Genomic DNA, 16,839 nt, shown 5'->3' on the forward strand with positions numbered 1-16,839 from the left:
GGACACTGGAGAGCCCGCGTGGGGTGACCCTCATATGTTGCTCCTACGTGTCGGATGACGGCTCGTGCGTGGGGGATGAACCGATGCGCTCGACTGCATGAGAGCGCTCTCTGACCGACGAGATGTCTACGCCCGGCCCTCGGAGGGTGTCAACACTTCTGACAGCCTGGAGGCATGGACGACATGGACGGCATGGACGGCGGGGACGGCGGGGACGACCGGATCAAGGTCGAGCTGGAGGGCGTCCCCGAGACGCTGCTGTGGAATCTGTACAACCGGGCCGGCGAGGCCCGGCGGGAGGGCTCCCGGCTGCTCGACGACCCGCGCGCGGTGGAGCTGGTCGACCGGATCGACTACCCCTTCGAGCGGTTCGGCGGCACCCCCATGGCGCAGTGGCACGCGCTGCGGGTGCGCTGCCTGGACGACGAGGTGCGCCGGTTCCTCGCCGAGCGTCCCGGCGGCACGGTCGTCGCGCTCGGCGAGGGGCTGGAGACGCAGTTCTGGCGGGTGGACGACGGACGGGTCCGCTGGCTGACGGTGGACCTGCCGGAGACGGTCGAGGTGCGCCGCGCGCTGCTGCCAGACGATCCGCCGCGCCGCCGCAGCCTCGCCTGCTCGGCGCTCGACCTGCGCTGGACCGACGAGCTGGCGGGACTGCCGGGGCGGGACGTCCTGGTCACCGCCCAGGGCCTGTTGATGTACCTGCCGGAGCAGGACGTCAAGGACCTGATCGCCGCGTGCGCCGAGCGCTTCCCGGGCGGCCGCTTCCTCTTCGACGCCATGCCGCGGGCCTTGGTCGCGCGGAACCAGGCCGGCGCCCTCGACGCGCCGGACGGGCGGTATCGCGCGCCGCGCTGGCAGTGGGGCATGAACACCGCGGAGTACCGCAAGGTGGCCGCCGCCTCGTCGCGCATCGCGTCCGTGCACAGCCTGCGCTACCGGCGCGGCCGGGGGCTGTACGCGCTCGCCCCCGTGTCGCACCTGCTTCCCGGAGTACGGTCCCTGAGGATGCCGATCGTCTCGGTCCGCTTCCGCGAGGCGCAGGACCACGCGGGCGGCGCGTGAACGGCCGGCAGGAACCAGCAGACCGAACCACCCGTGCAGACCGAACCACCCGTGCAGGCAGAGAGGCGAACGACGAGTGACAGACCAGCAGTCCGGCTTCCCCCGTCCCGATTCCGCGCAGGCGTACGACACCGGCGAACTGCTGCCGGCCACCCGCAGGCGGCTGACGCACCGCGTCGCCGCGGCACAGGCGCAGGGGCGGACACCGTCCCTGGTGGCAGCGGTGGTGCGGGACGGGCAGACGGTGTGGACCGGTTCGGCGAGCATGATCGAGGGGCACGCGCCGGACGCGGACACGCAGTACCGGATCGGTTCGATCACGAAGACCTTCGTGGCGGTGCTGGTGATGCGGCTGCGCGAGGAAGGACGGCTCGACCTGGCCGACCCGGTGACACGGCACCTGCCGGAGACAGCCGAGCTGGTGGGCGAGGTGACCGTCGGTCAACTGCTCGCGCACACCTCGGGGCTGGCCTCCGAGACGCCGTCGCCGTGGTGGGAGCGCACGCCCGGCGCGCTGCGGCCCGAGCTGGCCGACGTGCTGGGTGCGGCGCCGGCCAAGCACGGCCCTGGCCGCCGCCACCACTACTCCAACCCCGGGTATGCCCTGCTGGGCGCGCTGGTGGAGCGGCTGCGCGGCGCGCCGTGGGGTGACGCGCTGCGCGCCGAGGTCCTCGACCCGCTGGGCATGCACCGCACCACGCTGCTGCCGCAGGCTCCGGCCGCCGGAGGCTTCGCCGTCCATCCGTGGGCGGACGTGATGGTGCCGGAGACCGTCGAGGAGACCGGGCGGATGGCGCCGGCCGGCCAACTCTGGTCGACCGCGGCCGATCTGGCCCGCTGGGCGGCGTTCCTCGCGTCGGGGCACGACGCGGTGCTGAAGGCCGCGGTGGTCGAGCAGATGCGGTTGCCCGCCGCGCCACCCGAGGCCACCGACCCCGAGGGCGGCTACGGCCTCGGCCTGCAACTGCTGCGCCGCGACGACCGCGACCTGGCCGGGCACACCGGTTCGATGCCCGGCTTCCTCGCCGCGGTGTGGGTGAGCCCGGCGGACGGCCTGGGCGCGCTGGCGCTGACGAACTGCACCGCGGGCCCCGCCGTCAGCGCGCTCGCCGCGGACCTGCTGGCGATCACCGCGGAGGCCGAGCCCCGCTTCCCCACCGCGTGGCGGCCCGCCGAGGACATCGACCAGGACCTGCTGGACCTCGCGGGCCCCTGGTACTGGGGTACGGCCGGGTTCGCGCTCCGGGTGCGCTCCGGCCGCGAGCTGCACCTCGGGCCGCTGACCGGTCCTGGCCGCGGATCAAGGTTCCACGTGGAACATGACGGCACCTGGACCGGCCGCGAGGGCTACTACGCGGGCGAGACGCTGCGCGCGGTGCGCCGCGAGGACGGCTCGGTCAGCCATCTCGACCTGGGCTCCTTCGTCTTCACGCGCGAGCCCTACGATTCGGCGGCGCCGATCCCGGGCGGCTTCCCCGGCTGGAACGCGTAGCGCGTCCGTGCGCCGCACCGCCGACGCTGCGGGCGCCCACCGGGCCGCCCGCAGCGTGCGGTTCAACGCGTGACGCTCTCGGCGCGTGCGGGCGTGGCGGCGCCGGCGTGCCCGGAGCCGGCGGCTCGCGTGGGAGCGCCCGAGTCCGCCTCCGCCTCCGCGATGGGCAGGGCGCTGCCGGCTGCGTCGCCGCTGGCCGCGTCGCCGTCAGTCGCGTCGTCGTCGTGTCCGCTCCGGGTGGGCGCGGGGGTGCGGAGCAGCGCCGCGGCCAGCACGGTGGCGGCGGCCAGCAGCCCGGCGGCGGTCGTGAAGGCGAGGTGGTAGCCGCTGGTCAGCGCCTGCGGCAGCGCGTCGCCCGCGCTGACACGGCGGTCGGTGCGCGCGGCGGCGAGGGACGCGAGCACGGCCAGGCCCAGTGCGCCGCCGATCTGCTGGGCGGTGTTGAAGACACCGGAGATCAGCCCGGAGTCGGCCGGGGTCGCGTCCGACATGCCGAGCGTCATCAGCGAGGGCATCGCCAGCCCGAAGCCCACGCCGAACAGCAGGATCGGCGGCAGGATGTCCACGGCGTACGAGGCGTGCGCGGACGGCGCCCTGGCGAGCAGCAGGAAGCCGGCGCCGAAGAGCGCGAGGCTGGGCAGCAGGACCGCGCGCTGCCCGAAGCGTCCGCCGAGCCGCGCGGACAGGCCGAGCGACATCACCCCGATGACCACGCCGGTGGGCGCGATGGCCAGGCCGATCCGCAACGGGTCGTAGCCGAGCACCCGCTGGAGGTAGAGCGCGGTGAGGAACTGGAAGCCGAAGCCGCCCGCGACCATGAGCATCTGCACCAGGTTGGCGCCGCTGACGATGCGGGAGCGGAAGATCCGCAGCGGCATCAGCGGTCGTGCCGCCCCGGACTCCCGCCGCAGGAACGCGGCGAGCAGCAGCACCGACAGCGCGCCGGACCAGGCGGTGCCCGCGGAGGTCCAGCCGTGGTCGCCGGTCCTGACGATGGTGAAGACGCCGAGCATCAGCGCGCCGGTGGCCAGCAGGGCGCCGGGGACGTCGGCGCCGCGCAGCGCGCGCAGGCCGTGCGGCGGCGCGGCGAGGGTCGCGCCGGAGCGCTCGCCCGGGCGGTCGTCGGGCAGCAGCCGCAGACTGAGCAGGGCGGCGGCGGCACCGATCGGCAGGTTGACGAAGAAGATCCAGTGCCAGTTGACGGCTTGGGTGAGCACTCCGCCGGCCAGCAGGCCGAGGACGCCGCCCGCGGACTGGGTGAAGCTGTAGACGCCCATCGCGCGGGCCCGGCCGCGGGCGTCGGGGTAGAGGGTGATCACCATGCCGAGGGCGACGGCGGAGACCATCGCGCCTGCCGCGCCCTGGACGAAACGGGCCGCGACCAGCAGTCCCGCGGAGTCGGCGAGGCCGCACAGCAGCGAGGCGGCGGTGAACGCCGCGAGCCCCGCGACCAGGACGCGCCGCCGGCCGAGCAGATCGCCGAGGCGTCCGGTGAGAAGCAGCAGACCGCCGAAGGCGATGAGGTAGGCGTTGATCACCCAGGCCAGGCCGGCCTGGGAGAAGCCGAGGTCGTGCTGGATGGACGGCAGCGCCACGTTCACGATGGTGCCGTCCAGGATGATCATCAGAGTGCCCGCGCTGAGGACGGCGAGGGCGGCGCCGCGGGAGCGGGCGCGGAGGGGAGCGGCGGATGACGCCGGCGAAACCGCTGACATGGGAGGTCGCCTCCTGGCGAAGGGAATGCCAGGAACGACCGTAGCAGATGGTTTCGTTAGAGACTATCTCTTACGGGTGGACTTTCGGTCGCCGCACTCTCGGGTCTGGGCCTGCTCAGGTGCGGGCCTGGCGCGGTCGGCGGACGCCCTGAGCGCCGTCGGGGGAGTCTGCCGGGATGCCGAGATGGCCGGTGGCCAGGCGGTTCAGGGCGGCCACGAACGTGCTGCGCTCCTCCTGCGGCAGGGCGCCGAGCACGTCGCCGTGCACCCGGTCCACGATCCGCTGGCCTGCCGCGGCGACCTCCTCGCCCTTCGCGGTCGGCCGGATGATCCGCGCCCTGCGGTCGGTCGCGGACGGCACCCGCTCGGCGAGGCCGGCCCGCTCCAGCATGTCCACGGTGACGACCATGGTCGTCTTGTCCAGGTCGGACAGCTCGGCGAGCTGTGCCTGCGTCCGCTCGGCCTCCTGCGCGTGGGCGAGCACGCAGTGCGCCCGTGGCGACATCCCGATCTCCGCGAGGGCGGCCGTCATCTGCGTGGCGAGCACATGCGCGGTGTGCTGGAGCAGGAAGGAGACGTCCGCGACAGGCCCGGCGGGCGTGGGAGCGGCCGGCGAGGCGGCGGAGGGCGGGGTGGTGGAAGGCGAAGCGGTCGAAGGCGGGGGCGATGTCGGCGCGGTCATGCCGACGAGGGTAACAAGATAGGTCGGCTACGGGATTGTTCGGTAGCGGACCTATTCTCCGCGGCGTCCCAACCGCTCACGCTGAGTGTTCCACGTGGAACATCGCGTGGAGCCAAGCCGTCGATCCTACGCGTCCGCCCTGCCCCGATCCGGGTCCTTTCGGCAATTCGTCCGCCGGACCGGGCGCGCTGCCACGCTCGCTGCATCATGGACGCCAAGCCGCCGTCGCCGGACGTCTTCCTGATCCGGCGCACGATGGACGAGATCACCCCGGTCGCGGACCGGGCGGTCTCGTACTTCTACGCGTTGTTGTTCGTGCGCCATCCTGAGCTGCGGGACATGTTCCCGGTGGCGATGGACGTCCAGCGCGAGCGGCTCTTCACGGCGCTGCTCACCGCGGCCGAGCACTTCGACGACAGCGCGACGCTCAGCTCGTATCTGACCTCGCTCGGCCGTGGCCACCGCAGGTACGGCACCCGGCCCGAGCACTATCCGGCGGTGGGCGAGGCGCTGATCGGCGCGCTCGCTCGCTATGCCGCCGCGGTGTGGACCCCGCAGACCGAGGCGGCGTGGGTCAGGGCGTACACCGCGGTCTCGCAGATCATGATCGACGCCGCGGCCGCCGACGAGCGCACCGCCCCGGCCTGGTGGGACGCCGAGATCGTCGGCCACGAGCACCGCGCCGACGACGTGGCGGTGCTGACCGTACGTCCGGCGACGGCGTACCCCTTCCTGGCCGGGCAGTACGCCGCGGTGCAGACGCCCTGGTGGCCGCGGGTCTGGCGGCCGTACTCCTTCGCCTGCGCGCCGCGCCCCGACGGGCTGCTCGTCTTCCACGTCAAGGCGGTGCCGGCCGGCTGGGTCAGCCGCGCACTGGTCCACCGGGCCGCCCCGGGCGACGTGATCCGGCTCGGACCGCCCGCCGGGACGATGACCGTCGACCACAGCACCGACAGCAACCTGCTCTGCCTCGGCGGCGGCACCGGCATCGCGCCGATCAAAGCCCTGGTCGAGGACGTCGTGGAGCACGGCGGACGGCGCACCGTCCAGGTCTTCTACGGCGCCCGGCACACCGAGCACCTCTACGACCTGGACACCATGCTGGACTTGCAGCGCGCACACCCGTGGCTCTCGGTGCGCGCGGTCGTCGCCGACACGCCGCCGGACGCACTGACCGGCCCGCTCCCGGACGCGGTCCTGGCGGCCGGGCCGTGGGACTCCTACGACGCCTACCTGTCCGGGCCGCCGGGGCTCGTCCGCAGCAGCGTGGACACGCTGGTGCGCGGCGGGATGCCCGCGCACCGCATACGCCACGACCTGGCGGCGGCCCACGAGGAGGCCGCCACCGGCCCCGGACCCGCCGCTCAGAGCAGGTCGGAGCCGAGCAGCCCGAGCACCCCTTCGATGTTCCCGTCCAGGTAGTGCCGCAGCGTCAACGGGACGATGTCCACCGACGCGAGGCCGATCCGGGTGAAGGGCACCCGGACCACCTCGTACTCCCCGCAGGGTTCGTCGATCTCCGGGCCGTGGCGTCGCGCCAGGTCCATCGACCCGAGCCGGCAGACGAAGAAGTACTGCACCTTGACGCCGTGCGAGCCGTCCTCCGCGATGTGCTCGGTGGTGTCGACGAAGGCGGGCACCGGGTCGGTGATCTTGCCGCCCAGCTCCTCGTCGATCTCCCGGTGCAGCGCGGCCAGGATGTTCGCGTCGTCCGCCTCGACCCCGCCGCCGGGGGTCAGCCAGTAGGGGGCGATGCCGGGCTTGGTGCGCTTGATCAGGACGAGCCGGTCCGCACCGTCGAGGATGATGGCGCGGGCCGTCCGTTTGACCACCGGGCGGGTGGTGGGACTGGGGTGCGGGTCCGGAGGCATGCCTGAGATCTGCCGCGCCGGGAGCGGGGGCAAACGTGCCTGCGGCGGCGAATCGGAGCCCCCTCTTCCGGTCGCCCCGGCGACGTGCCCCCGCCGCAGGTCAGCCCGCCGCCGCGGCCAGCGCCTGCAGCACGTCGGCCACGATGTCGTCCGGGTCCTCCACGCCGACCGAGAACCGTACGAATCCCGGCGCCACCGCGTCGCCGCCCCAGCGGGCCCGGCGCTCGGCCGTCGACTGCACGCTGCCGAAGCTCGTCGCCTCCGCGGTCAGCCGCAGCGCGCCCAGGAAGCGCTCGGCGTGCGCCTGGTCGGGCAGTGTGAAGGACACCACGCTGCCGAACCGGCGCATCTGCGCCGACGCCACCGCGTGCGAGGGGTCGGACGGCAGGCCCGGGTGCCGTACCCCGGAGACCTCCGGGCGCTCCAGCAGCGCCTGCGCGAGCGCCAGCGCGTTGGACGCCTGCCGGTCCACCCGCAGGGCGAGCGTCGCCAGCGAGCGGTGGGCCAGCCACGCCTCCATCGGGCCGGGGATCGCGCCGACCGTCTTGCGCCACGTGCGGACGCCCGCGGTCAGCGCCGGGTCGCGCGTGGTGACGTAGCCGAGCAGCAGGTCGCCGTGGCCGCTGAGCGCCTTGGTGCCGCTGGACACGGAGAAGTCGGCGCCGAGCGCGAGCGGGCGCTGGCCGAGCGGTGTGGCCAGGGTGTTGTCCACGGCGACCAGCGCGCCCGCCGCGTGCGCGGCGTCGGCCAGCCGCCGGATGTCGCAGACGTCCAGCTCCGGGTTGGAGGGCGTCTCCACCCACAGCAGCGCCGCGCCGTCCAGCGCGGCGAGCTGCCCGTCGCCCGCGGTCGGCGCGAGCCGGACCTCGACGCCGTAGGACTCCAGGCGGTCCTGGAGCGCGCGGGTGGTCTGGTAGCTGTCCGAGGGGAGCACGACCGTCTGGCCCGAGCGCACCTGGGAGAGCAGCACCGCGCTGACCGCGGCCATCCCGGAGGCGAAGGCCAGCGTGGTGGCCGCCGGGTCGCCCGGCGCCTCCAGCCCCGCGATCGCCGCTTCGAGCCGCTCCCAGGTCGGGTTCTCGTCCCGGCCGTAGGTGTACGGGCCGGTGGGCTCGCCCGGCAGGTGGTAGTGCGAGACGAAGACCGGGCCTGGCAGCGACGGCTCGTACGCGGTGGCCGGCGGCCGCCCCGCGTGCACGCTCCTCGTGCTGTCGCCCACCGTGTCCCCCGCGTCCCCTGCCCTCACCGCGTCCCCCGCGCCGGCCGCCTCGGCCGAACCCGTGGCGCCGTGCTGTGTCCCCCCGACCCCGCCGGTCACTCGTCGTCCGGGAGCACGACGTGCAGCACCCACGAGACGATGCTGATGATCAGGCCGCCGAGCACCGCGGTCCAGAAGCCGTGCACGTGGAACTCGATGCTGAGCTTGCCCGCGAGCCACGACGTCAGCAGCAGCATCAGCGCGTTCACCACCAGGGTGATCAGGCCCAGGGTGAGGATGAACAGCGGGAAGGAGAGCACTTTGACGACCGGCTTGACGAGCCAGTTGACCACGCCGAAGACCAGGGCGACGAGGATCAGCGCGAGGGCCTCGCGGGCGAAGGAGTCACCGGTCAGCGTGATGTTCTTGAGCAGCCATATCGCCACCGCGAGTGCCCCGGCGTTCGCCAGGGTCTTGACGAGGAAATTCTTCATGGTGTGATCGTCGCAGAACCGAGTACCAGGGCAAGATGCCGGACCAAGACGTAGCAGATCCGGTACCGAGGAGGGGCGATGAAGGTGTTCCGGCTGGACGACCTGGACGCGGAGCGGGCCGCGAACCAGGGCGCTTATCTCCGCTTCCTGAAGGAACGCACCATGTCAGCGGGCCTGTACGCGCTCAAGGCGGGCGAGAGCGACCCGCAGCAGCCGCACGCCCAGGACGAGATCTACCTGGTGGTCAGCGGCCGGGCGGCGATCACGGTGGGTGAGGAGACCACGACCGTGGCGCGCGGCAGTGTGATCCACGTCTCGGCCGGCACCCCGCACCGCTTCCACCACATCACCGAGGACCTCAGGGTGATGGTGGTCTTCTCGCCCCCGGAACCCTAGGGGCGGGATCAGGGTCGTATCCGGTCCGCGGGCTCTCCGCCGGCGTGCCCGATGGCTCTACAGTCGTGAGTACGGGCACTGGGAGCGCCAGTCCGCGCAGCGACATAGGAGCGTACGAGCGTCATGGAGAAACTGCTGAAGAGCCTGCCCTGGTGGGTCAAGTGGATCGGCATCCCCGTCATCGCGCTGGTCGTCTTCGGCGGCCTCGTGGCCAGCCTGATCAGCTTCGTCGTGGGTCTGCTCTTCAAGGTGCTCGTCTTCGTGATCCTGGTCGGCGCGCTGGTCTTCATCGTGAAGCGCGTCACGTCCGGCGGTTCCGGGTCCAAGCGGGACCGCTGACGGGCGCGCCCCCGGAACCTCCGGCCGGCCGCCCCCCGGCCGCCCGGACCCCCGCCGCCGTCATTTCCGGCGGCGGTGGCCGCCGCCGGCCGACCGCGTGGACCTAGCGCCGCCGCTCGCCGCCGCGGCGAGAGCCGCCGCAGGCCGCCGGTCCGCGCTGACCACCAGCGCCGCGAGCGCGGTCGTCAGCGGCACCGACGCCACCAGGCCGATGCTCCCCACCAGCGTGCGGACGATCTCCTCGGCCACCAGCTCGCTGCTCGCGACCCTCAGCACCCCGCTGCGCGCGATCGAGAAGAGCAGCAGCAGCGGCAGCGCGGCGCCCGCGTACGCCATCACCAGCGTGTTGACCACCGAGGCGATGTGGTCGCGGCCGATCCGCATCCCCGCCGCGTACAGCTTGCGCCGGCTCGCCCCCGGATCGGCGTCCTTCAGCTCCCACACCGCGGCGACCTGCGTGACCGTCACGTCGTCGAGCACGCCGAGCGAGCCGATGATGATCCCGGCGAGCAGCACGCCCCTGATCTCGATGTGCGGGTAGAGCGAGTGGATCACCCCGGTCTCGTCCGAGGTGTTGCCGGTCAGGTACGCCCGGCCGACGAAGACCGAGCCGAGCACGCCGATCAGGAACAGCGAGCAGAGCGTGCCCAGCACCGCCACCGAGGTGCGGGCGTTGACGCCGTGGCACATGTACAGGGCGGCGAGCATGATCGCACTGCCGCCGATCACCGCGACCAGCAGTGGATCGTCGCCGCGCAGGATCGCCGGGAGGATGAACAGCGTCAGCACCGCGAACGACACCGCGAGCGCGACCAGCGCCATCAGCCCGCGCATCCGGCCGACGACGATCACCGCCACCGCGAAGATGCCCGCGAGCAGCGCCAGCGGGAAGCCGCGGTCCACGTCCGACACCGAGTACCGCTGGCCCTGCGGGGCGTTCGGCGCGTAGGCGAGCACCAGGCCCTGGCCCTCGGTGTAGCGGCGGGTCTGGTCGGGCTGCACGATCTCGGTGAAGGTGGCGCCCTTGTCCGGCCCGGACGCCACCTCGATCGTCGCCTTCTGGCACGCGTCGCCCACGCCGCTCGCCGCGGGCGGCGCCCCCACCGCCTTGCACGACACGTCCAGCAGCCGCACCACCGTGCCCTGCCGGGTCTGCTGGTCGAAGCCGACCCCGGAGCGCGCGTGGTCGGGGGCGCCGCCGGGCCACAGCACGACCAGGCCGACCACCACCGCGGCGGCGAACGGCACCAGGACCGCGGCGATCACCTTCCGCAGCCGGTTGGACGCGGGCTCCACCGGGCCGTGCGCGTGCCCGTGCCCGTGCGCCTGCCCGTGGGCGGGTTCGTGGCCGTGGCCGTGACCGTGGCCGGGTTCGTGCGTCTGACCGGGAACACGTCCTGACGTGTTCCCGGCCGGGTGGGGAGTGCGGGGGGTGCTGTCCACCGGCCGATCATCGCAAGGGCCCCTGGTGCCTGTCCGCGTCGGGCCGCTACCGTTGGCGACACCTTTGCACAACGCGGGAGCTCGGAGCACCGGGCTGAGAGGGCGCTGACTCGCAGGACGGCCGTGCCACGGCCGCGGGACGAACGGCTGCGCCGACCGCCGAACCTGTTACCGGGTAATGCCGGCGTAGGGAGTAGGTCTCATGACCATGCAGGACGCGCGCACGCGTGACATCGGCTGGCACAAGTCGTATCTCACCGGATCCCGACCGGACCTGCGGGTGCCGGTCCGTCAAGTGCACCTGACCAACGGCCGCGACGTGGCGCTGTACGACACGTCGGGCCCGTACACCGACCCCACCGTGGACACCGACGTCCGGCGCGGACTCGCGCCGCTGCGGGAGAGCTGGATCATCGGGCGGGGCGACACCGAGGAGTACCCCGGCCGCCCGGTCCGGCCCGAGGACGACGGCCTCAAGGACACCTCGCCGCGCGGCGGGCTGCGCAACCTCGACGCCGTCTTCCCCGGCCGGCCGCGGCTGCCGCGACGTGGCCGTGAGGGAGCGCCGGTCACCCAGCTGGGCTACGCCCGGCGCGGCGAGATCACCCCGGAGATGGAGTACGTCGCGCTGCGCGAGAACGTCGACCCGCGGGTCGTGCGGGACGAGATCGCGGCCGGCCGCGCCGTGCTGCCGGCCAACGTCAACCACCCCGAGATCGAGCCGATGATCATCGGCAAGCGGTTCCTGGTGAAGGTCAACGCCAACATCGGCAACTCCGCGGTCACCTCCTCCATCAAGGAGGAGGTGGAGAAGATGACCTGGGCGACCCGCTGGGGCGCCGACACGGTGATGGACCTGTCCACCGGCCGCAACATCCACACCACCCGCGAGTGGGTGCTGCGCAACTCCCCCGTGCCGATCGGCACGGTGCCCCTCTACCAGGCGCTGGAGAAGGTCGACGGCCGCGCCGAGGAGCTGAGCTGGGAGATCTACCGGGACACCGTCGTCGAACAGGCCGAGCAGGGCGTCGACTACATGACGGTGCACGCCGGCGTGCTGCTGCGGTACGTGCCGCTCACCGCCCGCCGCAGGACCGGCATCGTCTCGCGCGGCGGCTCGATCATGGCCGCCTGGTGCCTGGCCCACCACCGCGAGAACTTCCTCCACGAGAACTTCGAGGAACTCTGCGACATCCTCGCCGCCTACGACGTCACCTACTCGCTCGGCGACGGACTGCGGCCCGGCTCGATCGCCGACGCCAACGACGAGGCGCAGTTCGCGGAGCTGCGCACCCTCGGCGAACTCAACACGATCGCCAAGCGGCACCACGTGCAGACCATGATCGAGGGCCCGGGCCACGTGCCCATGCACAAGATCAAGGAGAACATCGACCTCCAGCAGGAGATCTGCGAGGAGGCGCCGTTCTACACCCTCGGCCCGCTCACCACCGACGTCGCGCCCGCCTACGACCACATCACCTCGGGCATCGGCGCCGCGATGATCGCCTGGTGGGGGACCGCGATGCTCTGCTACGTCACCCCCAAGGAGCACCTCGGGCTGCCGGACCGCGACGACGTCAAGACCGGTGTGATCACCTACAAGATCGCCGCCCACGCCGCCGACCTCGCCAAGGGCCACCCCGGCGCCCAGGAATGGGACGACGCGCTGTCCGACGCGCGCTTCGAGTTCCGCTGGGAGGACCAGTTCAACCTGGCCCTCGACCCCGACACCGCACGCGCCTTCCACGACGAGACGCTGCCGGCCGAGCCCGCCAAGACCGCGCACTTCTGCTCGATGTGCGGGCCGAAGTTCTGCTCGATGAAGATCTCCCACGACATCCGCCGCACTCACGGCGGAGGCGACCCCGACGCCGGCGCCGACGGGTCCGCCGCGGAGATCGAGGCCGGTATGGCCGAGAAGTCCCGCGAGTTCGCCGCCGCGGGCAACCGGGTGTACCTGCCGCTGGCCGACTGAGCACGGACGCGCCGCTCTCGGGGGCGGGCCCGCGCGCGGCGCGGGTCCGCCCCTTCGGTCAGGCCGCCGGGACGGGGGCGAGCCAGCCGACGGTGGAGAAGCTGTGCCAGAGCGCCTGGCCGGGGACCGAGGTGGTGGAGAGGGTGGCGGGCAGGTAGAAGCTGGACCGGCCGGCCGGGTCCTTGCAGTCGCGGCCGACGTGCAGCCGGATGTCCATGCCGGTCTCGTTGTTGACCCGGTCGACGCCGAGCGGCACGAAGGTGTGGCACTTGCCGGGCTGCGGGTTGACGATCTGCTGGACGACCTGGGCCCTGCGGCTCGCCGCCACCGTACCGCCGGGATTGCTGGAGCACCCGGCTGCGGCCCAGACGAGCGGGACGACCGCGGCCAGGGCGGTGAGCGAACGACCTACGCGCATGATTCCTCCCGTTGCGACCGCCTATCGAGCAGTGAACCAACGGCGGCCGCGGCCCGCGACCGGTGCGCCTCCAACCGGGCCAACCGGGTCAGTCGGGCAGCCGGTCGGAGCCGGTGGTGAAGTCCGGGCTGGTGAAGTCGGGCGAGGAGTAGTGCGGGGTGGTGGCGTGCGGGTCCTGCGGTGAGGAGAAGTCGGGTCGGGAGTAGCCGAGGTGCGGCATCCGCGAGGACGGCGGCGCGGCGGGCGGCGGCACGGGGGCGGGGGGCAGGGGGTGCGTGCCGGCCACGGCGTCGTCGAGGAACGGCAGCATGCCGCGGTCGAGCAGCGCCCGGTGCCAGGCGTCGCGTGCCTGGGCGACGTCCGGCGGCATCGCGTCGGGCGCGTCGTGGATCGCCGAGGAGCCGTCGCGCAGCGCGGTGAGCAGCAGTCCGATCGCGCCGAGCAGGATCGAGGCGGCGGTGACGGCGGCGAAGAACCAGCCGGCGGTGCGCAGCGGCGAGGCGATGCCGGGTTCGGGCGAGACGGCCCGCAGCGCGTAGCCGATGAGCAGGAAGATGACCGCGGCGGCGCCGGCGAGCAGCGGGGTGAGCACCGCCATGACCGCGATCAGGCCCGCGCCGGAGCCCGCGCCGTCGGCGACGCCCATGGCGGCGTAGCCGAACGACCGGCCGTCGCGCAGGCGCGCCGACTCGCGCGCCGCCTCCCGGGTGTCGGCCCGGATCTTGAGGTACGCGTCGTACTCGTCGGCGGCCGTCGCTCCGATCGCGTCGGACGCGGCGAGCGCCAGGGTGCGCAGCTGCTCGGCGTTCAGAGGGCTTGCGGACTCCGCGGGCGTGTCGCCGAGCACGATGTGCAGTGCCTCGTCCAGCACGCGGTCGAAGTCCGGGCGGTCCTCGCTGAGCAGGTGTGGAGCGCTGTTCATGTGCATCCCCCGATGCTCCGACCCTCCGTGCGCGACCGGTTGTCCCCGATGGAACCGGAGCGGCCGGCCGGATGCCGGAGAGCGGTGTGCCTACGGATACTGCCGATGGTAGGGCGGTACGGCAGGCCGTGACAGGGTGCAACCAGGAAATGTGGGGGCGGCGCTGCCTGCCGGATCGCGCGGGGGACGGGCCGTTCCGTGCGCCGGGCGGCGCCCGGGGCCCGGACCCGCGCCCGACGGGCCGTCAGCTTCTATCCCACCAGGGGGAGTTGGGCGACCAGCAGACGCCCCTCCATGGTGACGCCGCCGTCCATGGCGACCGCGAGGTTCTCCGCGTACACCATCGGGCCGTGCACGACGTGCGGGCGCTGCTCGGCGTCCGGAGCGGCGTCGCCGCCGACCTCGCCGAGCAGGTACGGGATCGGGCTGTGCCCGTGGACCACGCGGCGGCCGCCGTAGGTGCCGAGGAGTTCGCGGGCGGCCTCGGGGCCGTCGTCACCGCGGAAGGCGAAGCGCTTGGTGAACTTGCGGAACAGGTCCCAGCACTCGTCGGCGTCGCCGCGCTGGAGCACGCCGGTGACCGCGTCGTTCATCTCCTCGATGCTGCTGCCGTAGTCGAGGTAGGCGGTGGTGTCGGAGTGCAGCAGCAGGTGGCCGTCGGTGACGTGGGCGGCGTCCAGCCGGGAGATCCAGGTCAGGTGGCGGTCCTCCAGGCGCTCCATGTCGGAGGGCTGGCCGCCGTTGAGCCGCCAGGCGGCCAGGAAGGAGGCGGTGCCGCCGGTGGAGTTGACGGGGGTGTCGCCGAAGCGGTGGGCGCCGAGCAGCAGCAGTTCGTGGTTGCCCATCAGGGCCTTGCAGTAGCCGCCGGCGGCCGCGGCCTCCGCGGACAGCTGCATGACCAGCTCGATGACGCCGATGCCGTCGGGGCCGCGGTCGGTGAAGTCGCCCAGGAACCACAGCCGCGCGCTGCCGGCGGACCAGTGGCCCCCGGTGTCGACGAGGCCGTTCTCGTGCAGGGCGGCCAGCAGTTCGTCGAGGAATCCGTGCACGTCGCCGACCACGTAGAGCGGCCCCGGCCGGTCGCCGCCGTCGTGGGTGGGCGTGATGACCGGCAGGTCGTGGGCGGTGGGCGTGTACCCGTCCGGCGCCGGCAGGGCGTCGGGCCGGTTCGCCTCGTAGCCCGCGGGCGGTGCGGGCACCGCCACCGGTGCGGCCGGGCCCCCGTCGTAGGCGGGCGCGGACGGATAACCGCGGTCGTACGCCGGCTCGAAGTCGGGCGCCGTCCCGTACCCGGGCGCGGGCTCGTATCCGGCACCGGGTTCGTACCCCTGAGATGCCCCCTGAGTCATCGACCCCTCCACGATCGCGCCGCCATCCGCCCATCATAGGAATGACGCCGACGCGTTGTGACATACCCAGGCACCTGGTTTTCCGAAGGTCCAGACAAACCACCCCTTATCCGTGGGACGGTCCGCGTGGCGGGCTCACCGTGGTGCGGTGCGTGCGGCGCTGGGAGGAGGCGCGCACGATCAGCTCGGTGGGCATCACCTGCTGCACGGGGTGGGCGGGTCCGATGCCCTCGATGGCGTCGATCAGCAACTGCACCACGGCGGTGCCGATCCGCCGCGGCTGCAGGGACAGGGTGGTGATCGGCGGGTCGGTGCCCGCGTACCCGGCGCTCTCGCTGCAGCAGACCAGCAGCAGGTCGTCCGGCACCCGTAAGCCGTAGCGGCGGGCGGCGGCGAGCAGGTCGGTCCCGTTGGGGTCGAAGAGGCCGTAGACCGCGTCGGGTCGGTCCGGCCGGGCGAGTAAGCGGTCCGCGGCGACCGCGCCGGCGCAGGGGTCGTGCGCCGGGTACGCCTCGTAGACCGGCTCCTGGCCGACGCGTTCGCACCATTCCAGGTAGGCGGTGGTGGAGAGCCGGGTGTACGTGTCGGTGGTGGTGCCGGTGAGCAGCCCGATCCGGCGGGCGCCGGCTTCCGCGAGGTGGTCGAGGATGCCGAGGACGGCCTCCTCGTGGTCGTTGTCGACCCAGGCGTGCACCGGGAGGCTGCCGGCCGGGCGGCCGTCGCTGACCACCGGCACGCCCTGCCGGACCAGTTCGGTGACCACCGGGTCCTGGTCGGAGGGGTCGACGACGACGGTGCCGTCGAGCGCGACGTTCCCCCACACGTCGTGGCGGGAGGACGCGGGCAGGATGACCAGCGCGTAGCCGCGGGCGAGCGCGGCGGAGGTGGCGGCTCTGGCCATCTCCGCGAAGTACGCGAACTCGGTGAAGGTGAACGGTTCTTCGCCGTATGTCGTCACCGTCAGGCCGATCAGGCCCGATCTGCCGGTGCGCAGCGTGCGGGCGGCGGCGGAGGGGCGGTAGCCCAGCCGGTCGGCGACCTCGCGGACATGGCGGCGGGTGGCGTCGGGCAGTCGGCCCTTGCCGTTGAGCGCGTCGGAGACAGTCGTGATCGAGACTCCGGCGGCAGCGGCGACGTCCCTGATCCCCGCCCGCTCCATCCGGCGTCCGAGGGGCCGGCTCGCCTGGTGTTTCCCTGCTGCTGTCATGGCGTGCCGATAGTAGGGCGGGGCTGGTCCATCCGGCCTCCACCAGCGGAGCGCCTCAGAAGAACGGTTTCTGCAAGATCGAAAACCGTATGCAAGGTGGAATATGCAGGCGGCAGCCCCCGCCACGGTGGGGATACCGGCCCGGCAGTGCCCCTCGCCCGGCCATTGGTACGCGGGCGGCGATCCCGGCAACTCACTCCTACGGGGGACGCGCGCCACCGCGCACGCCACCCGCGCACGCCACGGAGTGACGCCATCCGCCATCCGTCCGGA

The 16,839-nt window shown here is 73.1% G+C and carries 16 protein-coding genes; 6 read left to right on the top strand and 10 right to left on the bottom strand.

The window, feature by feature from the left end; all coding sequences use genetic code 11:
• Positions 1-174 precede the first annotated feature (174 nt).
• Both V2S66_RS03735 and V2S66_RS03740 read left to right on the top strand, forming a co-directional pair.
• A complete protein-coding gene (locus tag V2S66_RS03735; protein WP_330792972.1) occupies positions 175-1,065 on the top strand; it encodes a class I SAM-dependent methyltransferase in 891 nt (296 codons plus the stop codon).
• A 139-nt stretch (positions 1,066-1,204) separates the two neighbouring features.
• Positions 1,205-2,557, top strand: a complete 1,353-nt coding sequence (locus V2S66_RS03740) for a serine hydrolase domain-containing protein (protein WP_330793224.1) — start codon at positions 1,205-1,207, stop codon at positions 2,555-2,557.
• 62 nt (positions 2,558-2,619) lie between these two features.
• Here V2S66_RS03740 and V2S66_RS03745 read toward each other — a convergent pair whose 3' ends face one another.
• Entirely contained in the window at positions 2,620-4,272 is a 1,653-nt protein-coding gene (locus tag V2S66_RS03745; RefSeq protein WP_330792973.1) for an MFS transporter, read from the bottom strand.
• 115 nt (positions 4,273-4,387) lie between these two features.
• On the bottom strand, positions 4,388-4,954 hold the full coding sequence (locus V2S66_RS03750) for a MarR family winged helix-turn-helix transcriptional regulator (RefSeq protein ID WP_330792974.1): 567 nt from the start codon (positions 4,952-4,954) through the stop codon (positions 4,388-4,390).
• A gap of 207 nt (positions 4,955-5,161) precedes the next feature.
• On the opposite strand from V2S66_RS03750, the gene V2S66_RS03755 reads away from it, so the two are divergent.
• Positions 5,162-6,376, top strand: coding sequence for a globin domain-containing protein (locus tag V2S66_RS03755; RefSeq protein ID WP_413966275.1), 1,215 nt, complete (start codon positions 5,162-5,164; stop codon positions 6,374-6,376).
• Here V2S66_RS03755 and V2S66_RS03760 read toward each other — a convergent pair.
• From V2S66_RS03760 to V2S66_RS03770, 3 genes are all read right to left on the bottom strand, one after another.
• Entirely contained in the window at positions 6,319-6,825 is a 507-nt protein-coding gene (locus tag V2S66_RS03760) for an NUDIX hydrolase (RefSeq protein WP_330792975.1), read from the bottom strand. The genes V2S66_RS03755 and V2S66_RS03760 overlap by 58 nt on opposite strands.
• Positions 6,826-6,925: 100 nt before the next feature.
• On the bottom strand, positions 6,926-8,044 hold the full coding sequence (locus V2S66_RS03765) for a cystathionine gamma-lyase (RefSeq protein WP_330792976.1): 1,119 nt from the start codon (positions 8,042-8,044) through the stop codon (positions 6,926-6,928).
• A gap of 95 nt (positions 8,045-8,139) precedes the next feature.
• Positions 8,140-8,517 carry a phage holin family protein gene (locus V2S66_RS03770; protein WP_330792977.1) on the bottom strand — a complete coding sequence of 126 codons (378 nt, stop codon included), beginning with the start codon at positions 8,515-8,517 and terminating at the stop codon, positions 8,140-8,142.
• Between the two features lie 78 nt (positions 8,518-8,595).
• Between V2S66_RS03770 and V2S66_RS03775 the strand changes: the two genes are divergently transcribed.
• The gene (locus V2S66_RS03775) at positions 8,596-8,913 is read left to right on the top strand and encodes a cupin domain-containing protein (RefSeq protein ID WP_330792978.1); all 318 of its coding nucleotides are present in this window, start codon (positions 8,596-8,598) and stop codon (positions 8,911-8,913) included.
• 123 nt (positions 8,914-9,036) lie between these two features.
• On the top strand, positions 9,037-9,252 hold the full coding sequence (locus V2S66_RS03780; RefSeq protein ID WP_330792979.1) for a DUF5326 family protein: 216 nt from the start codon (positions 9,037-9,039) through the stop codon (positions 9,250-9,252).
• Between the two features lie 60 nt (positions 9,253-9,312).
• Here the strand turns inward: V2S66_RS03780 and V2S66_RS03785 are convergent, their stop codons facing one another.
• Positions 9,313-10,695, bottom strand: coding sequence for a YibE/F family protein (locus V2S66_RS03785; RefSeq protein WP_330792980.1), 1,383 nt, complete (start codon positions 10,693-10,695; stop codon positions 9,313-9,315).
• Positions 10,696-10,897: 202 nt separating this feature from the next.
• Here V2S66_RS03785 and thiC point away from each other — a divergent pair, with 202 nt between their 5' ends.
• Positions 10,898-12,670: a phosphomethylpyrimidine synthase ThiC gene (thiC, locus tag V2S66_RS03790; protein ID WP_330792981.1), complete on the top strand. Its 1,773-nt coding sequence runs from the start codon at positions 10,898-10,900 to the stop codon at positions 12,668-12,670.
• Positions 12,671-12,728: 58 nt separating this feature from the next.
• Here thiC and V2S66_RS03795 read toward each other — a convergent pair whose 3' ends face one another.
• The 4 genes from V2S66_RS03795 to V2S66_RS03810 all read right to left on the bottom strand — a co-directional run bounded on the left by V2S66_RS03795 (position 12,729) and on the right by V2S66_RS03810 (position 16,566).
• Positions 12,729-13,088: a hypothetical protein gene (locus V2S66_RS03795; RefSeq protein WP_330792982.1), complete on the bottom strand. Its 360-nt coding sequence runs from the start codon at positions 13,086-13,088 to the stop codon at positions 12,729-12,731.
• A gap of 88 nt (positions 13,089-13,176) precedes the next feature.
• A complete protein-coding gene (locus tag V2S66_RS03800) occupies positions 13,177-14,016 on the bottom strand; it encodes a hypothetical protein (protein WP_330792983.1) in 840 nt (279 codons plus the stop codon).
• Between the two features lie 245 nt (positions 14,017-14,261).
• Positions 14,262-15,359, bottom strand: a complete 1,098-nt coding sequence (locus tag V2S66_RS03805; RefSeq protein WP_330792984.1) for a metallophosphoesterase — start codon at positions 15,357-15,359, stop codon at positions 14,262-14,264.
• 106 nt (positions 15,360-15,465) lie between these two features.
• Complete coding sequence (locus V2S66_RS03810) at positions 15,466-16,566, bottom strand: LacI family DNA-binding transcriptional regulator (RefSeq protein WP_330792985.1); 1,101 nt, start codon at positions 16,564-16,566, stop codon at positions 15,466-15,468.
• Positions 16,567-16,839 lie beyond the last annotated feature (273 nt).

The sequence above is a fragment of the Actinacidiphila polyblastidii genome, assembly GCF_036353415.1.
GTDB classification, from domain to species: domain Bacteria; phylum Actinomycetota; class Actinomycetes; order Streptomycetales; family Streptomycetaceae; genus Actinacidiphila; species Actinacidiphila polyblastidii.